Annotated in this window: 20 protein-coding genes; 12 read left to right on the top strand and 8 right to left on the bottom strand. The window is 64.9% G+C overall.

What is annotated here, in order from left to right; genetic code table 11:
* Positions 1–36: 36 nt before the first annotated feature.
* Complete coding sequence (locus tag JOF46_RS10170) at positions 37–1,266, top strand: pyridoxal phosphate-dependent aminotransferase (protein ID WP_209907188.1); 1,230 nt, start codon at positions 37–39, stop codon at positions 1,264–1,266.
* Between the two features lie 194 nt (positions 1,267–1,460).
* On the top strand, positions 1,461–2,336 hold the full coding sequence (locus JOF46_RS10175; protein WP_209907189.1) for a PPK2 family polyphosphate kinase: 876 nt from the start codon (positions 1,461–1,463) through the stop codon (positions 2,334–2,336).
* A gap of 96 nt (positions 2,337–2,432) precedes the next feature.
* Here the strand turns inward: JOF46_RS10175 and JOF46_RS10180 are convergent, their stop codons facing one another.
* Positions 2,433–3,266, bottom strand: coding sequence for an IS1634 family transposase (locus JOF46_RS10180; RefSeq protein WP_209907190.1), 834 nt, complete (start codon positions 3,264–3,266; stop codon positions 2,433–2,435).
* Positions 3,267–3,759: 493 nt separating this feature from the next.
* On the opposite strand from JOF46_RS10180, the gene JOF46_RS10185 reads away from it, so the two are divergent.
* Positions 3,760–6,168 carry a PxKF domain-containing protein gene (locus tag JOF46_RS10185; RefSeq protein ID WP_209907191.1) on the top strand — a complete coding sequence of 803 codons (2,409 nt, stop codon included), beginning with the start codon at positions 3,760–3,762 and terminating at the stop codon, positions 6,166–6,168.
* Positions 6,165–6,593 (top strand): hypothetical protein, encoded by a 429-nt coding sequence (locus JOF46_RS10190; RefSeq protein WP_245348077.1) that lies wholly within the window; start codon positions 6,165–6,167, stop codon positions 6,591–6,593. Before JOF46_RS10185 ends, JOF46_RS10190 begins: the two co-directional genes overlap by 4 nt.
* A gap of 105 nt (positions 6,594–6,698) precedes the next feature.
* On the opposite strand, the gene JOF46_RS22205 is transcribed toward JOF46_RS10190, so the two are convergent.
* The 3 genes from JOF46_RS22205 to xseA all read right to left on the bottom strand — a co-directional run bounded on the left by JOF46_RS22205 (position 6,699) and on the right by xseA (position 8,875).
* The gene (locus JOF46_RS22205; protein ID WP_307584071.1) at positions 6,699–6,962 is read right to left on the bottom strand and encodes a DUF4190 domain-containing protein; all 264 of its coding nucleotides are present in this window, start codon (positions 6,960–6,962) and stop codon (positions 6,699–6,701) included.
* 399 nt (positions 6,963–7,361) lie between these two features.
* The gene (locus JOF46_RS10200; protein ID WP_209907193.1) at positions 7,362–7,607 is read right to left on the bottom strand and encodes an exodeoxyribonuclease VII small subunit; all 246 of its coding nucleotides are present in this window, start codon (positions 7,605–7,607) and stop codon (positions 7,362–7,364) included.
* Positions 7,608–7,612: 5 nt separating this feature from the next.
* Positions 7,613–8,875 (bottom strand): exodeoxyribonuclease VII large subunit, encoded by a 1,263-nt coding sequence (xseA, locus tag JOF46_RS10205; protein WP_209907194.1) that lies wholly within the window; start codon positions 8,873–8,875, stop codon positions 7,613–7,615.
* Between the two features lie 186 nt (positions 8,876–9,061).
* Between xseA and JOF46_RS10210 the strand changes: the two genes are divergently transcribed.
* Positions 9,062–10,003, top strand: a complete 942-nt coding sequence (locus tag JOF46_RS10210) for a hypothetical protein (protein WP_209907195.1) — start codon at positions 9,062–9,064, stop codon at positions 10,001–10,003.
* 54 nt (positions 10,004–10,057) lie between these two features.
* Positions 10,058–11,158: a 4-hydroxy-3-methylbut-2-enyl diphosphate reductase gene (locus JOF46_RS10215; protein WP_209907196.1), complete on the top strand. Its 1,101-nt coding sequence runs from the start codon at positions 10,058–10,060 to the stop codon at positions 11,156–11,158.
* 124 nt (positions 11,159–11,282) lie between these two features.
* Here JOF46_RS10215 and JOF46_RS10220 read toward each other — a convergent pair whose 3' ends face one another.
* Entirely contained in the window at positions 11,283–12,662 is a 1,380-nt protein-coding gene (locus JOF46_RS10220; RefSeq protein WP_209907197.1) for a DNA recombination protein RmuC, read from the bottom strand.
* Positions 12,663–12,716: 54 nt separating this feature from the next.
* Between JOF46_RS10220 and ychF the strand changes: the two genes are divergently transcribed.
* The gene (gene ychF / locus JOF46_RS10225) at positions 12,717–13,802 is read left to right on the top strand and encodes a redox-regulated ATPase YchF (protein ID WP_209907198.1); all 1,086 of its coding nucleotides are present in this window, start codon (positions 12,717–12,719) and stop codon (positions 13,800–13,802) included.
* A 405-nt stretch (positions 13,803–14,207) separates the two neighbouring features.
* Entirely contained in the window at positions 14,208–14,648 is a 441-nt protein-coding gene (locus tag JOF46_RS10230; RefSeq protein ID WP_209907199.1) for a YtoQ family protein, read from the top strand.
* A gap of 581 nt (positions 14,649–15,229) precedes the next feature.
* On the opposite strand, the gene JOF46_RS10235 is transcribed toward JOF46_RS10230, so the two are convergent.
* Genes JOF46_RS10235 through JOF46_RS10245 form a run of 3 tightly spaced genes read right to left on the bottom strand, consistent with a single transcriptional unit; the run spans position 15,230 to position 17,268 of the window.
* Positions 15,230–15,997 carry an SCO1664 family protein gene (locus JOF46_RS10235; RefSeq protein ID WP_209907200.1) on the bottom strand — a complete coding sequence of 256 codons (768 nt, stop codon included), beginning with the start codon at positions 15,995–15,997 and terminating at the stop codon, positions 15,230–15,232.
* The gene (locus tag JOF46_RS10240; RefSeq protein WP_209907201.1) at positions 15,997–16,551 is read right to left on the bottom strand and encodes a DUF3090 domain-containing protein; all 555 of its coding nucleotides are present in this window, start codon (positions 16,549–16,551) and stop codon (positions 15,997–15,999) included. Before JOF46_RS10240 ends, JOF46_RS10235 begins: the two co-directional genes overlap by 1 nt.
* A 24-nt stretch (positions 16,552–16,575) precedes the next feature.
* The gene (locus tag JOF46_RS10245; protein WP_209907202.1) at positions 16,576–17,268 is read right to left on the bottom strand and encodes a histidine phosphatase family protein; all 693 of its coding nucleotides are present in this window, start codon (positions 17,266–17,268) and stop codon (positions 16,576–16,578) included.
* Positions 17,269–17,400: 132 nt separating this feature from the next.
* On the opposite strand from JOF46_RS10245, the gene JOF46_RS10250 reads away from it, so the two are divergent.
* From JOF46_RS10250 to JOF46_RS10265, 4 genes are all read left to right on the top strand, one after another.
* Positions 17,401–18,837 carry an IS1380 family transposase gene (locus JOF46_RS10250; protein WP_209907203.1) on the top strand — a complete coding sequence of 479 codons (1,437 nt, stop codon included), beginning with the start codon at positions 17,401–17,403 and terminating at the stop codon, positions 18,835–18,837.
* Between the two features lie 423 nt (positions 18,838–19,260).
* A complete protein-coding gene (locus tag JOF46_RS10255; RefSeq protein ID WP_209911805.1) occupies positions 19,261–19,905 on the top strand; it encodes a dihydrofolate reductase family protein in 645 nt (214 codons plus the stop codon).
* A gap of 446 nt (positions 19,906–20,351) precedes the next feature.
* Positions 20,352–21,017, top strand: coding sequence for a hypothetical protein (locus JOF46_RS10260; protein WP_245348078.1), 666 nt, complete (start codon positions 20,352–20,354; stop codon positions 21,015–21,017).
* Positions 21,018–21,787: 770 nt separating this feature from the next.
* The gene (locus JOF46_RS10265) at positions 21,788–22,981 is read left to right on the top strand and encodes a mechanosensitive ion channel (RefSeq protein ID WP_245348079.1); all 1,194 of its coding nucleotides are present in this window, start codon (positions 21,788–21,790) and stop codon (positions 22,979–22,981) included.
* Positions 22,982–23,036: the final 55 nt, after the last annotated feature.

Below are 23,036 nucleotides of genomic sequence, written 5' to 3' on the forward strand. Positions count from 1 at the left end.
AGGCGCGCCCCCGGCCCCCAATGAGAAAGTAGTCCCATGGCAGAATTCAAGCAGTCCACGAAACTCCACAATGTGCTCTACGACATTCGCGGGCCGCTGCTGGAACACGCCCAGCGCATGGAGGCCGAGGGCCAGCGCATCCTCAAGCTGAACATCGGCAACCCCGCGCCCTTCGGTTTCGAGGCCCCGGACGCGATCCTCGTGGACATGATGCGCAACCTGCCCAACGCGCAGGGCTACTCGGACTCCCGCGGCATCTTCTCCGCGCGCACCGCCGTCTCGCAGTACTACCAGACCCGCGGCATCCAAACCATCGGCGTCGACGACGTCTACCTGGGCAACGGCGTCTCCGAGCTGATCACCCTTTCGCTGAACGCGCTACTGAACAACGGCGACGAGGTGCTGATCCCGGCCCCGGACTACCCGCTGTGGACCGCCTCGGTGTCCCTGGCCGGCGGCACCCCGGTGCACTACCTCAACACCGAGGAGGAGGGCTGGCTGCCGGACCTCGAAGACATGGAAGCGAAGATCACCCCGCGCACCAAGGGCATCGTGGTCATCAACCCGAACAACCCCACCGGCGCGGTCTACCCGAAGTCGACGCTCGAGGGCATCCTCGAGCTGGCACGCAAGCACAAGCTGATCGTGTTCTCCGACGAGATCTACGAGAAGATCCTCTACGACGACGCGGTGCACATCAACACCGCGGCATTGGCCGACGACGTGCTGGTGCTGACCTTCTCCGGGCTGTCCAAGGCCTACCGGGTCTGCGGCTTCCGCTCCGGATGGATGGCCATCTCCGGGCCCAAGCACCTGGCCCACGACTACATCGAGGGCATCAACCTGCTCACCAACATGCGCCTGTGCGCCAACGTGCCGGGCCAGCACGCAATCCAGACCGCGCTGGGCGGCTACCAGTCGATCAACGACCTGATCCTTCCCGGCGGGCGCCTGAAGGAACAGCGCGACACCGCCTTCAAGCTGCTCAACGAGATCCCGGGCGTCTCGGTGCAGCAGGCCAAGGGCGCAATGTACCTGTTCCCGAAGCTGGACCGGGAGGTCTACCCGATCCACGACGACGAGCACTTCGCGCTGGAACTGCTCAAACGGCAGAAGATGCTCATCACCCAGGGCACCGCGTTCAACTGGGTCGCCCCCGACCACTTCCGGCTGGTCACCCTGCCGGCGGTGCGCGACCTGCAGGACGCGATCGGTCGCATCGCCGAGTTCCTCGCGGAGCTGCGCGAGGGCAAGCTCAGCGTCTAGACCCGCCGCACTGCCGTCCCGGGGGCGCGTTCCTTCCCAAGCCGCCGGCGGGGAAGGAACGCGCCCCCTTGCGTTCCCGCCGGCCCCGGGATGCCCGCGTCGCCACCACCACCTGCCGCAGTCCGCCTGCGCGGGTTGTTAATGCCCATGCCGTACGCTGATCTCCACAAGTCCCGAGGATGAAGGTTGCAGCCATGAGCAAGAAACAGAAGTCCAAGTCACGCCCCGTTGCCTTCGCCGATGCCGTGGGCCCCGCGCTTGCGGCCTCCGCGGACTTCGAGCTGGCCGGCGTGGACCCGTCCTCGACCCCGGGCTACACCGGGGACAAGGCCAGCGGCGCCCGCGACCTGGCCCAGGTGGGACGCGAACTCGGCGAACTGCAGGAGCGCTTCCATGCCGCCTCGCGTGCCGGGGCCCCGGCCAAGGTCCTGTTGGTGCTCCAGGCGATGGACACCGCGGGCAAGGGCGGCATCGTGCGCCACGTCATCGGCGCCGTCGACCCTCAGGGCGTAAAGTTGAGCGCCTTCAAGGCGCCCACGGCCGCGGAGGCCAAGCGCGACTTCCTCTGGCGCATCAACCGGGCGCTGCCCCAGGCCGGCTTCATCGGCGTGTTCGACCGCTCGCACTACGAGGACGTGCTGATCCACAAGGTCAGGGGCCTGTCGCCGGCCGAGGAGATCGAGCGCCGCTACGGCGCCATCAGGGAGTTCGAGGCCGCGCTGGCGGACAAGGACACCACCGTCATCAAGGTCATGCTGCACATCTCCAAGGATGAGCAGCGTGCGCGCCTGGCCGAGCGGCTGGAGCGGGAGGACAAGCACTGGAAGTTCAACCCCGCCGACATCGACGAGCGCGAGGTGTGGGACGAGTACATGGACGCTTACCAGACCGCGATCCGGCGCACCCACACGCCGGACGCGCCCTGGTTCGTGGTGCCGGCGGACCGCAAGTGGTACGCCCGGCTGGCGGTGGCGACCCTGCTCGCCCAGGCGCTGAAGGGCATCGACCCGCAGTGGCCGCCGGCCGACTTCGACGTGGAAGAGCAGCAGCGCCGCCTGGCCGCTTCCTAGCGGGAGTTTCCGAAAGGCGACCTGACTGGGACTCATTTGTCCTAGTCAGGTGTTCTTTTGGGGTGTATTACCCAGAGGGTTCCTTTCGGCGGGTGGCTAGCGGGTCGGCGCGTAGGTTTTCAGGTTGAAGAGCTCGCCAAGTTTCGCGGCCCTCTTCGAGTGCTCGGTCAGCGTCCGCTGGGCGCGCGGGCGGCCCTTGGCGCCGTCGTGGTGCAGCAGCACGGTTTCCTCGATGGTGCCCAGTTCGTCGAGCAGTGCGCGTGTGGAGAGCTTGTATCCGGCGTTGGCCGCGGTGCGGGTCATCGGGTGCGCGATCTGCAGGGCCAGGACGCAGGTGAAGGCGTGCACGCGGATGTGGTCGTCGGTCCAGTGGTGCATGGGCGAGAAGGAGACCACGTGGCGGTCCTTGAGCTGCCGGAAGGAGTCCTCGACGTGGGACTGGGAGCGGTAGGCCGCCACGATCTCGGCCGGTGACCAATCCGGTTGGTTGGTGATCAGGATCCTCTTGCCGAACACCCGGTTCTCCAGCTTCCTGCGGGCCGCGGCATCCACCGCGAACGTGAGCCGGAACGTGGCGGGGGTGTCCCCGGCGAGGCTTGTGGTCAGGACCTCGGCGACCCAGCTGTTGTGGGTGATCTTCTGGAGGTGGTCTTCCAGTCCCTGGCGGGTGCGGCGGGACTTGCCGCGGGCCGGGGTGTCGGCCAGTTCCTCGAGCCAGGCGGTCACCTTGCCCAGGGTCTGGTCGAAGCCGCGGCTTTGGGCCTGGTGCAGGGTTTCGGAGTGGGTGAGCAGGATGCGCTGGGGATGCCCGTGGACGGTCTTGGCGCCCTGGTGGGCCTGGATTCCCGGGTAGCCGGGAACCGCGGTGAAGCGCGCCCTGGGGACCTTGAGCAGGGCAGAAGCCAGCCACCGTGCCCGCCAGCTTGTCACCGACCTGTTCCAGCCCCCCGGCAGGCCACCCCATAAGCACCGCCGTTCACATCACCGGCGGCGGCCCGGGCCACGACTTCACCGAGGAAACCGGCTCCGATGTGCGCAGCATCACCTGCGAAATCCAAGGCCCGCTCAAGGGCAGGTGGTGCGCGACGGCGTAGAGTGCCACGGCACCAAAAGCGCCCAAGAACGTAGCCTCGACGGAGGGGCACCACGACAAGCGCGCGGCCCCGTGGCAGTGCCGTGGCGCCGGATATCGTCCCTTCGGTTCGGTCGGAGAGTGGACGGCAAAATCCCTACTTCTAGCCGTTGGACAAAAGTCATAGACATGCCCACATCGTGGTGTTAGGTTTGGACTCGTCATCGTGTATCGGGGGGAATGCGAAAAATGCCTAGTCGTACGTGGGGAAAAGTATCAGCCATAGCCTTGGCCGCAGCACTCGCTGCTCAGCCTGTCGTGGCTCAAGCGGCACCAGAGACCCAGGGAGCGGTGATCAACACCGCTGACTGCAACGAGAATGTCCTCACCGCCAACGATGACTCATCATCCCCACACGTCCCTCTGCCGTTCGGCGTCAACTTCTACGGATCGTCATTCCAGAGCCTATGGGTGAACAACAACGGCAACGTCACCTTCGACGGACCCCTCTCCACATACACGCCATTTGGACTTGCAGGCACCAAATCCCAAATCATCGCGCCGTTTTTCGCGGACGTAGACACCCGCGGCGAAGGTTCCCAACCGGTCACATACGGCTGGGGTGAAACCACTTATGAAGGCCACCGAGCGTTCTGCGTGAACTGGATCAACGTCGGCTACTACTCGCGCCAAACGGACAAGCTCAACAGCTTCCAAATGCTCCTGGTCAACAGGGAAGACTCCAAGAACCCCGGTGACTTCGACATCGTCTTCAACTACGACAAAGTACAGTGGGAAGCCGGTTCCGCCAGCGGTGGCGTCGGCGGCCTCGGCGGAACCTCAGCCTCGGCCGGGTTCTCCAACGGCAGCGAGAGGGACGGCAGCTCATACCAGATCGCCGGTTCGCTCACCAACGGTGCGTTCCTTGATTCCAGCCCTACCGGGCTCGCGAAAACCAGCACCGACAGCACTATCCCAGGGCGCCATATCTTCCGCGTTCGTGGAGGTAACGCCCCACTGACCCGCTACGTCGCACTGGGCGACTCCTTCCAGTCCGGTGAGGGCGCCTACGAATACCTGCCCCTGACGGATGTGCCGGGGAACAAATGCCACCGCTCAGCAATGGCCTACCCGAAACGCCTTGTAGATAATGGCACAGTTGCCCTCGATTTGGATTTCGGGGCCTGCAGCGGCGCCACTACCGACGATCTCGCATTGACTGTTTCATCCTCAGGGCCTCCGTACACCGACGGCACCGCCCAGCTCGACAGGCTGGACAGCAGCACCAAACTGGTCACCATTGGCGTGGGCGGCAACGACCTCGGGTTTGGGCCCATCCTCAATGACTGCTTCACATCATCCATCGGCGATGCATTCAACCCATTTGCAGAATCCAGCTGTGAAGAGGATCTCGGTGACACCTTGCAGGCGAGTTACGACTCCCTGGTAAGCGACGACAAGCTTGGCAAGGCATACAGGGAGGTGCGCCGGCGTGCCCCGTTTGCGCGAGTCGTAATCCTTGGGTATCCCCGGTTCTTTGTGGAAGGAGGCAACAACAACGACTCTTCCAAGGACTATTGCGGCGGCTTCCGAATGGCAGATCAGCGCTGGATCGACTCGAATATCCGGAAGCTAAACGGCTTGATCAGCAACCAGGCCGGGAGCTTGGGTCTGCAGTACGCGGACATCTACGAGACCCCGAAGGGCCATGAGCTGTGCGGCCCCTCGAAAGACCACTTCCTCAACGGCCTCGTCGGATTGGGCGACCCGGAGTCATTCCACCCGAACGCCTTCGGTCATGAGCTGATCACCGGCACGTTGACTGATTCGTTGACCTCCCCGGATCCCGGTACGTACTACAACGTCCTTCCGGGGCAGACCATCAAGACGACCTTCGAGTCATCAGGGGAGCCTTTGGGCATCTCCACGCAGTGGCCCGGAAGCGACGTTGTCCTGACCTTGACTTCACCGTCGGGCCGCGTGATTGACCGTGACGTCAATAGCGCCGATGTCCAGCACGAAGTGGGCCCCACATTCGAAAGCTATCGCTTGACCACAAGCGAGCCAGGGACATGGACGGCAACACTCTACGGAGCTCAAGTTGCTCCCCAGGGTGAGCAGACCCGCCTGACCGTCTGGCATACCCCTCCGGACAACAAAGACCCCGTGGCCCGGTTTAGCCTGAGCCAGGATGGTCGGACCGTTACCGTCGACGCGGCGGCCAGCACGGACGTTGACGGCAACGTTATCGACTACCTGTGGGAATTCGGTGACGGCACTTCAGCCACTGGCAGCAAGGTGGCCCACACATATAAGGCCGCGGGTAGATATCTGACGACGCTGGCCATCAAGGACAACGCCGGGGGAGAGGATTTCGCCTCTGCAGACCACGTGGTCACCATTTCCAACTACACCTTCACCGGATTCTTCAAGCCGGTGGCGCCGGAGCCAGCCATTAGTGAAGTCAAGGCGGGGCGCGCCATCCCTATGAAGTTCGGGCTCGGCGGAGATTTCGGCCTGGACGTCATCTCGAAGGGGTCGCCCACCTCCGTCCGCGTAACGTGTCCGGCCGACGCGCCTGTGAGCGCTGTGGAGGCCGCGTCGACAGCCGGAGCAAGCTCCCTTAGCTATGACGCGGAGTCCAAGACGTACAACTACGTGTGGAAAACCGAGACCAGCTGGGCAGGGACCTGCCGGACGTTTGACCTGACCATGGACGACGGCAGCTCACACCGGGCAACGTTCAAGTTTGTCCGATGACAGGGAGCGGAGCAGAAGCGATGAGCCGGGACCGGCCTTCCATTCAGCGCCGGGGGTGGCTGGGCGCGATCCTCTGGGCCCTGCTGGTGGTGACATCCATTGCCCTAATGGCCAAGGGTCTGTGGGTGTCAACGTTCATCGGGTATCTCCCCGTGCCTGGACTTGAGGAGGACGCCATCGTCGGCAGCCGCTACCTGCTAGGCGGCTCCGCGGCCTCGTTGACAGCAGCGCTCTGCTCGTTCCTACGAGGTCATCCGCACTGGGTCACCGCGTGCGTTGCGGCCCCTGCTGTGCTGGTTGGGGGAGTCGCCTTGGTGGAGCCGTACACCTTACTCCGGCATCTCGTAGCCGTGGTCGCCCTGCCGGCTGCGGTGGCGGGAATGATCGGCGGCCTGCTCAACCGGGGCTACCGCAGGACCGGGTAGCGGAACCGTCGCGGAAGCGGGATCCCGGAAGAACCCAAACCTTCCCAGCCGACGTTCGCGGGTAGAACGAGGTACGGGCCGTGACGCCGGGCTGGATCCGGGGTGTCAGGAGGTCGCCGACAGGAGACTGGCGAGGAAATAAGCGAAGAGCACCGTGGCTAAGTAGCCGATGACCAGCGCCGAAATCGCCAGCCAACGGCCGTCTTCGCCAGTTCTCTTGATCTGGTGCAGGGCGATATGCCCCAAAATGACGCCCGTTATGCCGATAAAGAACGACGTCGCGAATGCGGCGATGGCAAGCGGGTTTGTCCTGGAAGGTGCCGAGCCGTTGACGCGATGCGCGGGTACCTGGTTCAAGGGGATGCTCACGGGTGACGCCCTTCCAAATCCGCAGTTCCGATCACCGCAAACCTGTGCGGTGATCACAGAGTACCAAGACCGGTGGGCTTTGTCTGCGCGTGATGGTTTCCGGGATCGCCCCGTCCGTGATTTCGTTTCCACACAGCGCGCCCCTGCCTGTTGAATCCTCCCCGCGGCCAACGTTGGGGCCATTCAGTCCCGGACCCCACCTTCGGTGAGCCGGAGCCCGGCGCCGGGACTCCTAGCGCGCGCCGCTTCCCGGCAAGTGCCGCCAACTGGCGAGCGGCCTGGGCGCGCCGGTTGCCATCCGGACCTGCGCCGGCGCCGAATCCGGGGGGCGGAGGGATAGTGCCCGGTCAGGACCCGGCGGCCCGGTCGGGCCCGGGACCCCCCGTCGCCGGGACCCGTTCAGGATGCGGACGATGCGGGCGACGAAGGCCCGTTGGGCTCGCGGGCGGCATCCAGGCGCGCGGTGGCGCCCTGCAGCCAGGCCTCGCAGCGGGCTGCCAGCGCCTCGCCGCGCTCCCACAATCCCAGGGACTGCTCCAGGGTCGCGGCCCCGGCCTCGAGCTGCGCGACCACGGCCACCAGCTCCTCCCGGGCCTGCTCGTAGCTCAGCGTGGCGATGTCGGTGTTTGCTGCTTCGGTGTTCATGGGGTTCATCCTTCTTCCGGGGATTGGCTGTTGGTGACGGTTGCGGCCAGGCGTCCGCGGGCCAGGCGCACCTGGATCCCGCTGCCCGCCGGTGCATCCTCGGCGGAGCGGACGATGCCGCCGTCCTCGAGCTGCACCACCGCATAGCCGCGGTCCAGGGTCTGCTGCGGGGAAAGCGCGCGCACCTGGGCGCGCAGGTGCCCGATGGAATCGTGGCCGCGCGCCAGTGCCGCACGCATCGCCAGGGTGCTGCGCTGGCCCAGGCGCACCACGTCCTCGCGGCGCCCCTCGATGATGGTCCAGGGGTTGGCCAGCACCGGGCGGGCCCGCAGCGAGGCGATGCGCTGGGTCTCGCGCTCCACGTTCGCCCGCACGGCCCGATCCAGCCGGTTCCGCGCCATCGCCAGGTTGGCCAGCTCCTCGGCCAGGTCCGGCACCACGCGCTTGGCGGCATCGGTGGGGGTGGAGGCGCGCACGTCGGCCACGTCGTCGAGGATCGGGCGGTCCGCCTCGTGGCCGATGGCGGAGATGACCGGGGTGGTGCATGCTGCGACGGCGCGCACCAGGTCCTCGGAGCTGAACGGGAGCAGGTCCTCCAGCGCGCCGCCGCCGCGGGCGATGATGATCACATCGACGTCCGGGTTCGCATCGAGCTCGCGCAGCGCGGCCATCACCTCGGACACCGCGTTGACGCCCTGCACCGCGGTGTTGCGGATGTCGAAGGCCACCGCCGGCCAGCGCAGCGAGGCGTTGCGGACCACGTCCTTTTCCGCGTCCGAGTCCCTGCCGGTGATCAGCCCGATCCGGTTCGGCAACAGCGGCAGCGGCAGCTTGCGTGCCGGGTCGAAGAGGCCCTCGTCGAACAAGGCCCGGCGCAGCCGCTCCAGGCGGGCCAGCAGGTCGCCCAGGCCCACCGGGCGCAGGTCGAAGGCGTTCAGCGAGAGCCGGCCGGTCTTGGCGTAGAAGCTGGGCTTGACCCGCGCCACCACCCGGGAGCCGACCTCGGGGGCCGTGTCCAGCGAGCGCAGCACCGAGGCCCACACCGTCACCGAGAACGAGTAGTCGACGTCCACGTCGCGCAGCGTGAGGTAGGCGTGCCCGTTGCGGATGTTGGCCTCCAGCAGCTGGCCCTCCACCCAGGACTCGGGGGAGTTCTCGATGTGCGCCTTGAGCTTCTCGCTGAGCACGCGCAGCGGCCAGGGATTCTCGGGCGAGGTCGCAGCGGCGGTGCGCGGCAGCGAACCGTCTTGCTTCTGTGCTTGCTCCACGTGTGCTGGGCCTTCCTTGCCGCCGGGTCTGCAGGGGCGGGTTGCCGGGCTGCCGGGATGTGCGGCGGCACCGGCTTTCGAAACCACACCAACACCTATTCAAGCAGTAACGTGGGACAAAACGCAGACGGCGGGGAAACACCGCCCCCCGGGGCCGACCGGAAGACCACCAGGAGCGCCACAGCCATGCGAACCACCACCCGCAACATCACCGCGATCGTCCTGATGGTCCTTGCCGTGCTGCTGGGATCCGGGGCCATGCTCGGATCCGCCGCAGCCCGCCTGGCGGACACGCCCGGCCCGCTGCAGGGGATCCTTGGCCCGCTGGCCTCGGACCCCGAGCTGCGCCGGGTGCTGCCCGGCACGCTCGGCACCGAACTCGCGGCCCGCATCACCGCCCAAACGGCCGTTCCGCAGATCCTGGCCGGCCCGCTGGAAAACGCGATCGCCACCGCCGGCGGCGCCCTGCTCGATGACCCGTCCTTCCGGCCCGCATGGGACGCGACCATCGAGGCAACCCGCGCCGACTTCACCGCACGGCTGCGGGCGGCGAAGGACCCCGGGGCGGAAAACCCCGAGGGAGTCGAACAAGTCACCCTGCACCTGGACATCGCCCCGTTGCTGGGCTCCGGCTACAGGACCTTGCACGCGTCCCTGCAGGGCTCCGCACTCGGTGCCGTGCTTCCCGAAGCGATCCCCACCACTCCGGTGGTCCTTGACACCGGGTGGCCGAGGGCGGACCAGCTGCCCACCGCAACCCTGGACAACTGGCTGTCGCTGGCACGCGGTTGGGTCTGGATGCTCGGCGGGGCGGTGCCGGCTGCGGCGGCCGGGATGCTGCTTGCCACCCGAAGCGCACGCCCCTGGGCACTGCTCGCCGGCGGGGCCGCGGCCCTGTTGCTGGGCACAGCCACCCGCCTGTGGGTCGGGTCCCTGGGCTCCGCCGGTACCGAGGACAGGGCAGCCAGCCTGCAGACCCTGGTCACCGACAGGCTCGTGGCCGGGGTGGCGGGGGAGTTCGGTGCGGCCACCACGATCCTTGTCATCGGCGGCATCGTCGTCGTGCTCGCCGGCGCCGGATGGGCGTGGCTGGCCTCGCGCACTGCGGACGACGGTCCGCGCGGCTAGGCCGGTGGCGGAAAGCCGCCCGCGGATTTTGTGCGCCATCGTAGACTTGGAGACATGGCTACCAGTTCCACCGTTCAGGTCTCCCTTCCGATGCCCACCATCCCGCGCTCCCGTCGCTCCCCGGCAGAAATCGCCGCCGCGGCACCCGTGAGCGGGGAACGCCACGTGTTGCTGGCCGCCCCGCGCGGCTACTGCGCCGGCGTCGACCGGGCCGTCATCGCGGTGGAAAAGGCGTTGGAGCACTACGGAGCACCGGTCTACGTCCGCAAGCAGATCGTGCACAACCTCCACGTGGTCTCCACCCTCGAGGCACGCGGGGCGATCTTCGTGGAGGAAAACGAGGAAGTCCCCGAGGGTGCCCTGGTCGTCTTCTCCGCCCACGGCGTCTCCCCGGCCGTCGTGCAGTCCGCCGCCGACCGCAACCTGCGCACCATCGACGCCACCTGCCCGCTGGTGACCAAGGTCCACAAGGAAGCGGTGCGCTTCGCCCGCGAGGACTACGAGATCCTGCTGATCGGGCACGAAGGCCACGAAGAGGTCGAGGGCACCTACGGCGAGGCGCCGGACCACACGCAGATCGTGAACAACCCCGACGAGGCCGACACCATCGAGGTCAAGAACCCCGACAAGCTGATCTGGCTCTCGCAGACCACGCTGAGCGTGGACGAGACCATGGAGACGGTGCGCCGCCTGCGCGCCCGCTTCCCGAAGCTGCAGGACCCGCCGAGCGATGACATCTGCTACGCGACCACCAACCGCCAGGATGCGATCAAGGCCATCGCCCCGAACAGCGACCTGGTCATCGTGGTCGGCTCCTCGAACTCCTCGAACTCCGTGCGCCTGGTCGAGGTCGCGCTGGAATACGGCGCGAAGGCCGCCCACCGCGTGGACTACGCCTCGGAGGTCGACGAGACCTGGTTCGAGGGCGTGGCCACCGTCGGGGTGACCTCCGGAGCCTCGGTGCCCGAGGTCCTGGTCCGCGACGTGCTCGCACTGCTGGCCGACTACGGCTACGGCAGCGTCGAGGAAGTCACCACCGCGCAGGAAGACATCCTCTTCTCGCTGCCCAAGGAGATCCGCGCCAAGCTCAAGGAAGCCGGCGACGACTCCCGCGGGCCCGGCGGCCGCATCACCAAGTCCGACATCAGCAGCTAGGCACTTCCCGCGGGACCATGCTGCCGTGGCGGCCGGGCCCCGCGCTGCGGCGCACCCCGGCGGTGCCGAGTCAGGTCAGTGGCGTGGAGCCCCACCACCGTGTGGGGACCCACGCCACGCCCGCTTAACCGCTTGCCTGGCCCTTCTTGGCCTCGCGCCGCGTCAACGGCAGCACCGGGCCACCGGCGGGCCCGTCGGCAGACACGTCATCGGCACCATCGCCGGCCTCGTCGCCAAACACGTCGCCCGTCGCGTCCCTGGCCGCATCCCCGCCCGGGTCCCGCCGGCCGTCGTCATCCAGGTGCTCGAGGAACTCCCCGGCACCGAGCGCGCGCGGGGTCGCCTCGATGACCGGCAGCCCATGCAACGCGGCGGCCGGATCGTGTTCCGCACCAAGCCCCGGATCCAGGTCCCGGATGCGCCGGGCACTGGGCAGCACCCGTGATTCCAGGGTCCCGACGAACGCGTTGTACCTCTCCACGCTGGAGCGCAACGAGGCTCCCAGCTTGGCCACGTGCCCGCCCATGGTCCCGAGCCGCTCGTAGAGTTCGCGCGAGCGCACGAAGAGCTCGCGTGCGTTCTCGGTCAGCAGCTCCTGCCGCCAGGCGAACGCCAGCCCCTTGAGCATCGCCAGCAGCGTGGCGGGGGAGGCCAGGGCGACGTTCTTCCCGAAGGCGTAATCCAGCAGGGAGGGGTCCGCGGCCAGCGCATCGGCCAGGAACGACTCGGCCGGAAGGAAGCACACCACCAATTCCGGGCTGCCCGCAACCGCATTCCAGTAGGACTTGGACGCCAGCGCATCGACGTGCAGGCGCAGCGCCTTGGCATGCTCCTTCATCAATTCCGCGGCCCGGGCCCGGGAGGGTGCATCGAGGGAGGCCGAAAGCTGCTGCGCCTTCAGGTAGGCGGACAGTGGCACCTTCGCGTCCAACACGACCAGCTTGTTCCCGGGCAGCTTCACCACCATGTCCGGGCGCAGCCCCTCGATGGTGCGCAGCTGCTCGGAAAAATCCACGTGCGCCAGCATGCCGGCGGCCTCCACGACGCGGCGCAATTGCGCCTCGCCCCAGGTGCCGCGGACGGCGTTGTTGCCCAGGGCGGCGGCCAGCGAACCGGTGGTGCGCAACAGCTCGGCATCGTTGGCCGCGGCATGCACCAGCTGCTCGCTCAGCTGCCCGAACTGTTCGACACGGTCCCGTTCCAGCACCGAGACCTGCGCCCTGACCTGGCGCAGCTGCTCGGCCACCGGTGCCAGGGCATGGAGCACGGACTGGTCCTCGCTGCCGCGCAGGCGTTCCTCGGCGACGCGGTCGCGCAATTCCACCACCTGCGCCTGCGCGCCGGCCAGCAATTGCGCGGTCCGGGCCAGTTCGTCGCGTGCAGCCGCGGCGGCGGAAAGCGCCGCGGCACGCGGTTCCCGGTTCACGTACCACCACGCCGCGACACCCAAGACGAACCCAACAACCAGCGAGCAAAGGGCCGCCACCCAGACCAAGGCATCCATGGGCAAATCATCCCAGCAAGCACCGACGGTTTTTCCCCGGTAGACTCTATTCCCGTGGCTCTTACAATCGGAATCGTCGGACTGCCCAATGTCGGCAAGTCAACAATGTTCAATGCTCTTACCCGCGCGCAGGTCCTCGCGGCCAACTACCCGTTCGCAACCATCGAACCCAACGTGGGTGTCGTGCCGTTGCCGGACGCACGCCTGAAGGTGCTCGCCGGAATCTTCGGTTCCGAGCGCATCCTGCCGGCAACGGTGTCTTTCGTGGACATCGCCGGAATCGTCAAGGGCGCCTCCGAAGGTGAGGGCCTGGGCAACAAGTTCCTGGCCAACATCCGCGAAGCCGAGGCCATCTGCCAGGTGACGCGGGTCTTCTCGGACCCCGACGTGATCCACGTCGACGGCAAGGTCGATCCGGCCTCGGACATCGAGACCATCGCCACCGAGCTGATCCTCGCTGACCTGCAGACCATCGAAAACCAGCTTCCGCGCCTGGAAAAGGAACTGCGGGCCAAGAAGATCGAGGCGTCGTTCATCGACGTGGTCAAGGCCGCGCAGAAGGTCCTCGAAGAGGGCAACACCCTCTATGCAGCAGGCAAGGGGGCCGGCATCGACATCGAAGAGCTGGCTCCGCTGCAGCTGATGACCACCAAGCCGTTCATCTACGTGTTCAACACCGACGAAGAAGGCCTGTCCAACACCGCGATGCAGGAAGAGCTGTCCGCCCTTGTTGCACCGGCCGAGGCAATCTTCCTGGATGCGCAGTTCGAGTCCGAACTTGCGGAGTTGACCGAGGAAGAAGCCGAGGAAATGCTCGAGGATGCCGGCTACACCGAGTCCGGCCTGGACAAGCTCGCCCGTGTCGGCTTCGACACCCTGGGCCTGCAGACCTACCTGACCGCCGGCCCGAAGGAAACCCGCGCCTGGACCATCCCCAAGGGTGCCACCGCACCGCAGGCAGCCGGCGTCATCCACACCGACTTCCAGCGCGGCTTCATCAAGGCCGAGGTCTTCGGGTTCGAGGAATTGGTTGAGGCCGGTTCGGTTTCCGCTGCCAAGGCAGCCGGCAAGGCCCGCATCGAAGGCAAGGAATACATCATGAAGGACGGCGACGTGGTGGAGTTCCGCTTCAATGTTTAGTTCTTGACGCATAAGCAAATGCCTCGGCTTCTTTCAAAGAAGCCGGGGCATTTGCTTATCTAGGACAACACGTTGAATGAATCGACGGACCAGGGCAGCGAGCCTTGTGGGTAACGCAGTGTCCAAGTGAATGCGCAATGGAGCGTTTCCTTCATGTGAAGAGAATTAGGTGCGGATGATCATGAACTCGTCTGCTACCACTGAGGGGCGCGATCCGATTCCTCTGATCCATCCGGGGAAGAACTGTTGGAAGATTTGACTCCCCATTTCCCAGTTGAGCTCGCTCTTGCGTGGACTAAAGACAGAAGATGACGTGCTCGCAGTGATATCGCTGGCCCAACTAATTAGGATGGTGAGCTCAAGGACCAGCCGAGTCCGCCGTCTCAAATATAGGAGTCTTCAGCCATGAGTTTCTCTGTCTATCTTTCCGGCGAGATCCACACCGACTGGCGTGAAGAGATCCAGCGCGGTGCAGAAGCTGCCGGTCTGGACATAGTCTTTACCGCGCCGGTGACTGACCACCCCGCGAGCGACGCCGCCGGCGATCATTTGGGTGAGACTTCTAGCCAGTTCTGGCGTGATCACCAATCCTCGAAGGTCAATGCGATTCGCACACGCACCCTGATCGAAAAGAGTGATTTCGTGGTGGTGCGCTTCGGGGATAAGTACAAGCAGTGGAATGCAGCCTTCGATGCCGGCTACTGCGCCGCCTTGGGCAAACCCTATGTGACTCTTCACGATGAAGGCATTGTCCATCCGCTCAAGGAAGTGGACGCCCAAGCTCAGGCTTGGTGTAAGACTACCGACCAGGTAGTAGAGATATTGCGTTACGTTCTCAAGGCGTGAGTATTCCGAATTCAGCCGTCGCAGGCGAGCTTGCTTGCCGGCGATAGCCAAATTCGGTTGAAGTAGCTGCGGTTCTCGGAGTTCTACGTGCGGTGACGTGAAGACGAGGGGTTCGTACAAACTGCGATCTCCACCCGGGGGTGGTCCGGCATCCCGAGATCATAGTGAACAATGTTGCGGCGATAGCGATAACTGTCCGGTACGGCTCTGGAGGGACGCGACTTTCGCCGGACGCGAGGAATAGGTCCTGCCGAGTGGTGGCGTGCAGAGCGACGCATCGTCGAGACCACGGAGGAGTTCGGGAAATGCAGGCGATGCGTCAGCGTATTCGCTTGGTCCTATTCAGTGGCTCCCTCAAAACGGGAGCAATATTTCGGAGGATTGCTGGCTGCGAAACACGATCGAGTTTCGCCCTACAAGTAACTGCTGGCGTGATTGGCACCGAACTCCGTTTGCCGGAAGCCAACCTCTGGAAAAAACAAGGCACGTCTTACCCTGGTGTGGGATCCGCTCCGCGGGCGCGTCCTTTTAGGAAACCATACAACGCGATACCGACAGCGAAGCCAGGAAACGTAATTCCCTTAGAACAGCGGCCAGGGCACCGCTGGCATCTCACCGCTAGGAGCCGGAAACCGTCCGGCCAGGCGCAAGCGGGCGCAGCGCGCGGCAAGCACTGCGATTTCTTCGGCGCTGAGCAAGTCCGCCAGGTCTTGGCCCAGGGAACCATGCAGTCCTTCGCTGACACGGTCTATGCCTTCTGCTTCCTCGGTGGTTAAGGCCTCACCCTGCCATCCCCACAGGACCGTGCGCAGCTTGTGGTCACGGTGAAAGGTGAGCCCGTGGTCCACGCCGTGTCGGTGACCGTCGGCCATGGCAAGGATGTGGTCGCCTTTGCGGTCGGCGTTGTTGACGACGATGTCGAACACCGCCATGCGCCTGAGCTCTGGCGAGTCTTCGTGAATGAGGGCGACCATCCCTCCGTTCTGATCTTGTCCCTGCAGAACTTGTTTCCAACCTTTTTCCGGCACGTTCTCAGCCGCGACCAGATTCACGGCGTATTGGGCAGGATCTTGCTCCTGCCAGAGCTGCACCATTCCTTCACCCAACGGCCCATCGCGCAGCCAGGTGTGTGGCACGACGTCCCAGCCGAAGGCCTGCGATATCAGGTAGGCGGCGACCTCCCGGTGGGCCAGTCTTCCCTGGGGAAAATCCCAGAGCGGACTTTCGCCGGCTATCGGCTTGTAGACGACCGGCACGTCGCCGATGCTGCCGAGAAAAGTGGCGTTTGAAGCCGTCGTGATACGTCCGGTGAGTCTCAGCTCGGCGGTCAGGAGGTCCGGGGCCGGCATCAGGACTCGGAAAAGGTGCAGGTGTGTCCGTCTGCGTCCATGGGATAACCGCACAGCGGGCACATCGGACGCCCGGCACCCACGATCTCGCGGGTGCGCTTGGTGAACGCGCGAGCGGTGCCGACCGGCATTCTCACGCGCAGCATTTCGGGGTCGTCAGTCGGGTCCTCATGAAGCGATTCGTCGTTGTCCTCGGGATCGTCAGAGGGGAGAGGATGGGCCTCAATGACGAGCTGGGCCGTGGTTGGGTCCCACCCCAAGCTCATGGCCCCGGTGCGAAACTGCTCCTGGACGGCTTCGAGGGGGTCATTGTCGACAAGTTCGATGGGAGTACCGGTCGGTACGCTGAAGGGGTTGCCCTCGAGGGTGATGAGCTCGTCGAGAATTTCGTCGATCTTCTCCGCGAGCAGAGCGGACTGCTGCTTCTCCATGGCAATACTCACAACCTGCGCCCCTGCGCGCACCTGCAGGTAAAACGTGCGCGACCCCGGAAGTCCGATGGTGCCGACGACGACCCGATCAGGCCAAGCAAACTCGTGAATACGTGCAGACATGTCAGTATTCTAGGCCAAGGAGGTTCACGGCGCCTTGTGCCCCGCACCGCCGCCCACCGGCGCATCGCCAGTGTTGATGTCGTTCGCCAGCCATGACAGGTCACCCGCATCGGTGTTGGTCGCATAGACGCTCGGCCGACTGGCGCCGTAGTGCACAATCGAGATGGAGGCCGGACCCACGTTGATGCGCTGGAACATATCAAGGTGCATGCCGAGCGCATCGGCGAGGATCGACTTGATGACATCCCCGTGACTCACCGCTGCCCACACAGCCCCTGGCCCGTACTCGGCTTCGAATGCTGCATCGTGGCGCCGGATCGCCGCCACCGACCGCGCCTGCATCGCGGCCATGGATTCACCGCCCGGAAAGACGACGGCAGAGGGCTGCGACTGGACAACCCGCCACAAATCCTCGGTCGCGAGATCGGTAAGCGTGCGGCCCTGCCACTGGCCGTAATTGCACTCGGTGAGATCGGGATCAACGGGCGCATACGGCGCTGTAGCCTGGCGATCGAGGATGAACTGGGCGGTCTGCTGACAACGTTCAAGAGGGCTCGACACCACCCCGGCCAAAGGCACGGACGCCAGCCGCTCTCCTGCCAAGGCCGCTTGCTCCCGCCCGATCTGGTCCAGGCTGACGCCGGGGGTCCGGCCAGCCAGCACTCCATTGGCATTTGCTGTGGAGCGGCCGTGCCGCACGAGAATAACTGTCGCCATCCACCCAGCCTAACCCGGCGTTTTCATGGGATGGGTTGTCATTAAGCGTCTTTAACGAGGAAAAGGTGAGCTGATCTGGGAAAATAGAGGTACCACACCTTATATTCCACCAGATCAGGACTCACCTTTTCGATGCTTAACGATACCCGTGTTTTCCCCGCCGTTCCCGCAACCCTGACCGGCCAGTCGCTGGTCTCCCACGCCGGGCTGAACGTGCTCACCTCCTTCCTGGACGCGACCGGCTTCGGTGCCCTGTGCGAGGACCGGCTCTCCCAGTTCGTCCCCGAACAGGCCATCCACCGGCCCGGCGGGATCCTGGGCCCACTGGCGGTGATGCTCGCCGGTGGCGGGGAACACGTCACTGACCTCGACACCCTGCGCGACAGCCCCGGCTTGTTCGGCCCGACGCCCTCGAACGCGACCGTGTCCAGGTTCGTGGCGCGTGCCGCCGAATCACCGGAGGCCTACGCCCACGGCTTCGCCACCCTCACCAAGGCCCTGCGCTCCAGGATCTGGGAAGCCTCCGGCCCACGGAACCCCGCCATCCTGGCCACTAGGCTGGACCCGCTGAACATCGATCTGGACGCGACCCTGGTGAATTCCCACTCCGAGAAGGAATGGGCCGCAGGCGACTTCAAGGGCGGGTTCGGTCACGCCCCCTTCGTCGCCAGCCTCGACTACGGCAGGAGCAACGGCAACGGCGAGGTCCTTGTCGCGGAACTGCGGGCCGGCAACAAGGGCGCTAACTCGGCAACGGACCACATCCGCGTGCTCGACAAGGCCCTGGACCAGCTCCCCGATGCGATGCGCGACCAGCAGGGGGAACTGGCCGCCGAGAAGATCCTGGTGCGCACCGACAGCGCCGGGGCCAGCCGCGAGTTCCTGCACCACCTGCACGACAGGGGGCTGCAGTTCTCCACCTCCTACGCCCTGCCGGTCCCCAACGAGCGGTTCATCCACTGGATCAACGACAAGACCCTGTGGGAGCGGGTCGTGGAGCAGGACGGGTACGAACGCCGCGACGCCTGGGTCATCGACGCAACCCGGGTCATAAAACTGAAGGATTACCCGCCAGGAACGCGCCTGTACCTCCGTGCCGAGCCGTTGCATCCCGGGGCGCAGGCCAGCCTGTTCGACGTGGACGGGCACCGGGTGACCGCGTTCCTCACCAACGCCCCGCGCTGGAACGTCGCGTTTTTGGACGCCCGGCACCGGGCCCGCGGGCGGTGCGAAAACCGCATCAAGACGCTCAAGAACAGCGGTATGGGGAAGCTGCCCTTCTTCGGGATCTCGGCGAACCAGCTGTGGACTGACCTCGCGGTGCTCGCCATGAACCTCGTGGCGTGGATGCCGTTGGCGATCCTGCCCACGGACCACACGGCCGGGGCCTGGGACATGAAACGCTGGCGTTACCGGCTGTTTTCGATCGCCGGGAAAATCATCAGCAGCGCCCGGCGGAAACGGCTGCTGATCCCGCAATCCGCACCCGAATCGCCGCTGCTGATCGCGCTCCTGGATGGGACCGCCCGTCTGCGCCAGCGCTGGCGGCAAGGGCACCTCGCGGCATAAGGACCCATGCCGCGAGAACCCCCTTCGAGAGAAAGAACAAGCCCTTTTCGGGAGTGGAACCCGACGCCCGGACCGGTGGCAGGTCTTCTTGCCGTGCCCGGAAACCGGTCGGGCCGCCGAATCCGGGAAAACCATGGATCCAGCGGCCCACCGGCATCACATGAAAAATCCGGGCTAACCACCCGCAGTCGACGAACCCAGCCCGGAAGCCGAGTGCCACCAACCCGATGGCCAATCAGAGCCAATGGCAATGAGAGGGGAAACCCCGACTCGTGGACCGCTGCGGAAGACCACATCAACCCTTGCATCCCGGTATTGATCTGAAATGGTCCTGGCCACGTGACCTCCAAAACGATTGCGGTGGGAATTCACTCTGGGCTATGGTTCAAACGTTTCCAGGTTCCTATCACACAGGGAGTTCTCATGGTTCGGACGCGAGTACACAACCTGCTCGTTTCCTCGGACGGATATGCCGCAGGGGACTACGTGACGCTCGAGGAGCCGATCGGCGGAGCCAAGGCCCTTTTCGGCAAGTTCGACGGACGGGTCATTCATGGCGTTCATGGCACCGACGACCCCGTGACCGTGGACCGGGCCATGTTCAGCATGTGGGGCCAGGGCATCGGGGCGGAGATCATGGGCCGTCGAAAATTCGGTCCGCAGTCCGGCGAATGGCCCGACGACGGCTGGGAAGGATGGTGGGGAGACGAACCGCCCTTCCTCACTCCGGTGTTCATCCTGACCCACTATCCCCGCAAGACACTCGAGTTCGCCAACGGCACCAGCTTCCACTTCGTGGATGCGTCGCCGGAGAAGGCGCTGGCTCTGGCGCAGGATGCTGCCGGCGGGTTGGATGTTCGGATCGGTGGCGGGCCCACGACCGTGAGCGAATTCCTCCGGGCCGATCTCATCGACTTCCTGCATGTGGCGATCGTTCCGATCGTGCTCGGCTCCGGAGTCCGGATCTGGGATCACCTTGCTGGCTTGGAAGACCGGTTCACCGTCGAATCCATCAGCACATCCAGTGGTCTGACGCATCAGCTGTGGAACAGGAATGGCCGAGTGTGAAGTCAACGCGTCGTCACCAAGAGGATGTTATGTACCGGAACGTGGTGGAGTTCCGCTTCACCGTCTAGTCTTCCCAGCCTGAGGCTGTTCCGAGGGGACGCCCTGCGCTGCATGGCAGGGCATTCCATTGTTGCCTGTGCTCCAAGGCCTTGCCCGGGGATGTCGGGATGCGCCGTGGAACGTGCCCGGTCGGCGAGTGCAGCCAGCGCGAGTGCTGGACACGTCAACGCAAACGGCCCCGGCCGCCTGCCGTTCAAGCTCCCGCCTGGCATGCGGCGATCCTCTGTGAGCCCCGGTCGGCCCGCAGTCCGGGAGCTACCCATTTCGCCTTGGAGCATCGCCTTCGATCATTTGACGTACCTGCGTCACCGCTGTGAGGATCGGGGGATGAAGAACCAGATGCGCGTGTCGGCTAGATGAGCCTCTATTCCTTCCACCTCGCACACATGCCGCTGCTCAGCGCAACCGGTGGGCTCCTGCGACCGCCGAAGGCCCCTGGCCTGAGACACATCGAAGTGCTCGCCGGGATGCAGCTGGGAGCGGCAGTGATCTCCCCGCACCGGATGCAGTTGCGGCGCGTGGCGGTGTTCGCGCAGTGGGAGGACGAACCGGCCCTCGTTGTTTTTCTTGCCCGGCACCGGTTCGGCCGAAAATTGAACGAGGGCTGGCACGTCAGGCTCGAGTTCGTGCGCCGTTGGGGTGAAGTGCGCGAGCTGGCCCCGTTGCCGGAGACGGCAGGGCGCCTTGAACTGGATGAGCCCGTGGTTGCCGTGACATTGGCCCGCATGCGCCTGCCCGAGCTGCCCCGGTTTATCCACTGGGGCCGCCCCGTCGAGCGTCAGATCCGGGACCATCCCGAAGCAACGCTCGCCATGGCGGCCATCCGACTGCCGCGGACCGTTTCAACGTTCTCGATCTGGACCAGCACCCGGGCGATGACGGGGATGGTGTTTGGCCGCGATGATGGCGGTGCAGCCCGCCGACATGCCGAAGCGATGAATGAACGCGAGCGCCGGGATTTCCACCGGGAATTCACCACGCTGCGCTTCAAGCCGCTGTCCGAGCACGGCTCCTGGGAAGGCCGGGCCAATTACGTTCCGTGGCCCGGGTGATTCCAGCCGCCCCGGTTGGTCGGTGCAGGGTCGCACGCCGAGGATGAGTGCTCGTTTCCAGACTTTGACGTCCTTCAAGTTTCTCGCCGCCTCCCGATAAGTGTTGGCTCTCGAGTGGGCATCGCATTGTTGGTGTGCCCATGTGAATGAATCCTCCGCTCCGTCCGGAATCCTGGCTCTTGCCCTGCCGGTGAGTTCGGCCGGGCCGTATGCAGTTCCTTGAGCTCGATTGGCGCGGAACGACTATGGGACATGGCGGAGTTCGGCTTCAAGGCGTATCGCCTTCCGCGCCGGAGCGCCGTGCTTGACCTGCCCTCCGACGTCGAAGGATTCCTCGGTCCACGGGACATTCCCTGAAACGGAAGCCCCTTTTGCCTTGCGCCGCCCTCCGGCATTCCCCGCCCGGCTGCGACGACGGGACCGGGCAAGCCAGCAGGAACGGCTGCGCCCGTGGCCGGACAGCGGCTAGGGAGCACATCCACTCATTGTCCGAAGTCGGCAGCGATCTCCTGCGGCCCAAAAAAACACTCGATGCGATAGGAAAGCAGTGCCGCCCACTTGCATATCGTTGAAGTTGATCGCGATGGGCACCGGAATTCGTTGCACATTCCCAGCGCCGGGTACTGGTTCCGCAGCTGCTTGGGGAGCTCTAGTGAAATCAGCTGTTGTCTTAGAGACACGAAACAGGTTTCCTTAGTAGTCAACGCCGATTTTAGAAAGGACAGCGGTTCGCGGGCACGATTCCTCCAAGTGAAGGATTTCTCATGAACATGGAAAGTTTCGATTGGGCCGGCACGGCGCAGAAAGTTGCCATCGCCGTAATCATCCTGCTGGTGACTTGGCTGTTGGCCAAGTTGGTGAAGTGGGGTATTGGAAAACTCGTGGGGCGGGTTAAGGGGTTGCAGCGTCAGGGCAACGACGGACAACAACTTGGGGAATCACTCGGCAAAATTGCGGCACTGATCATCTGGCTTTTTGGGCTCGTTGCCATTTTGCAGGTCTTCGCACTATCCGAGGTCCTGGCCCCGGTGCAGGATCTGCTTGGCAAGGTCATGGCATTCGTCCCGAATCTCATCGGTGCGGGCATCATCTTCTTCATCGGCTACATGATTGCCAAGATCGTTCGCCAATTGGTGACGACCGCACTGGGTGCCGTCGATTTCAGCAGGCTAACCGCCAGGTTCAGGCACGGAGCCACGGAGCCCGACCTCGTGCAAACCCGTGAACAGAACGCCAAGATCATTTCGATCATCGGCAACATCCTTTTCGCGATTATCGTCATCGTGGTCGGCATCAGTGCCCTGCAGGTACTGGGCATCGCGGCCATCTCCGATCCGGCCCAACAGATGCTGGCCCTGATCCTGAATGCCATACCGCAGATCATTGCCGCATTGATCTTGCTGGCCATCGGCTTCGTCATCGCCAAGTTTGTCGGAACGATCCTGGAAAGCACGCTGCAGGGAATCGGCACCGACCCTGTCGTACATAGGTGGGGAATCGTCCCCGCAGACAGGAGCCCCTCGGGCATCATCGCGCTGTTGGTGAAGATCGCCATCATGCTGTTCTTCGGCATCATGGCAGCACGCCTGCTGAACTTCCCGGAAGTCACGGTCATTCTCAACGAGATCCTGGCCCTGGGAGGCAATGTCCTCTTCGGTGGTTTGATCATCGCCGCCGGCTTCCTGATCGCCAACGTCGTGGTCTCGATCGTCGGACCGGGAACGGCTGCGACCATCATCCGGTGGGCAACGATCGTGCTTTTCGTGGCCATGGGCCTGAAGTACATGGGCCTGGCCGATTCGATCATCAACATGGCCTTCGGTGCGTTGGTCATCGGAGCCGCCCTCGCCGCGGCCCTCGCCTTCGGGCTGGGCGGGCGTGAGACTGCCGCACGGACACTGCAGAAACTGGAGCACAGGCAGCCTCCGGCGGCACCTGCCGGGCCGGTGGACCCCCTGGCCTAGGCAGCAGTGCCGAGCTAGCAGTAGTTGATTTCTGCAAGTTCCACAGGAAGATGGG

The sequence above is a fragment of the Paeniglutamicibacter psychrophenolicus genome, from assembly GCF_017876575.1.
Lineage (GTDB): Bacteria > Actinomycetota > Actinomycetes > Actinomycetales > Micrococcaceae > Paeniglutamicibacter > Paeniglutamicibacter psychrophenolicus.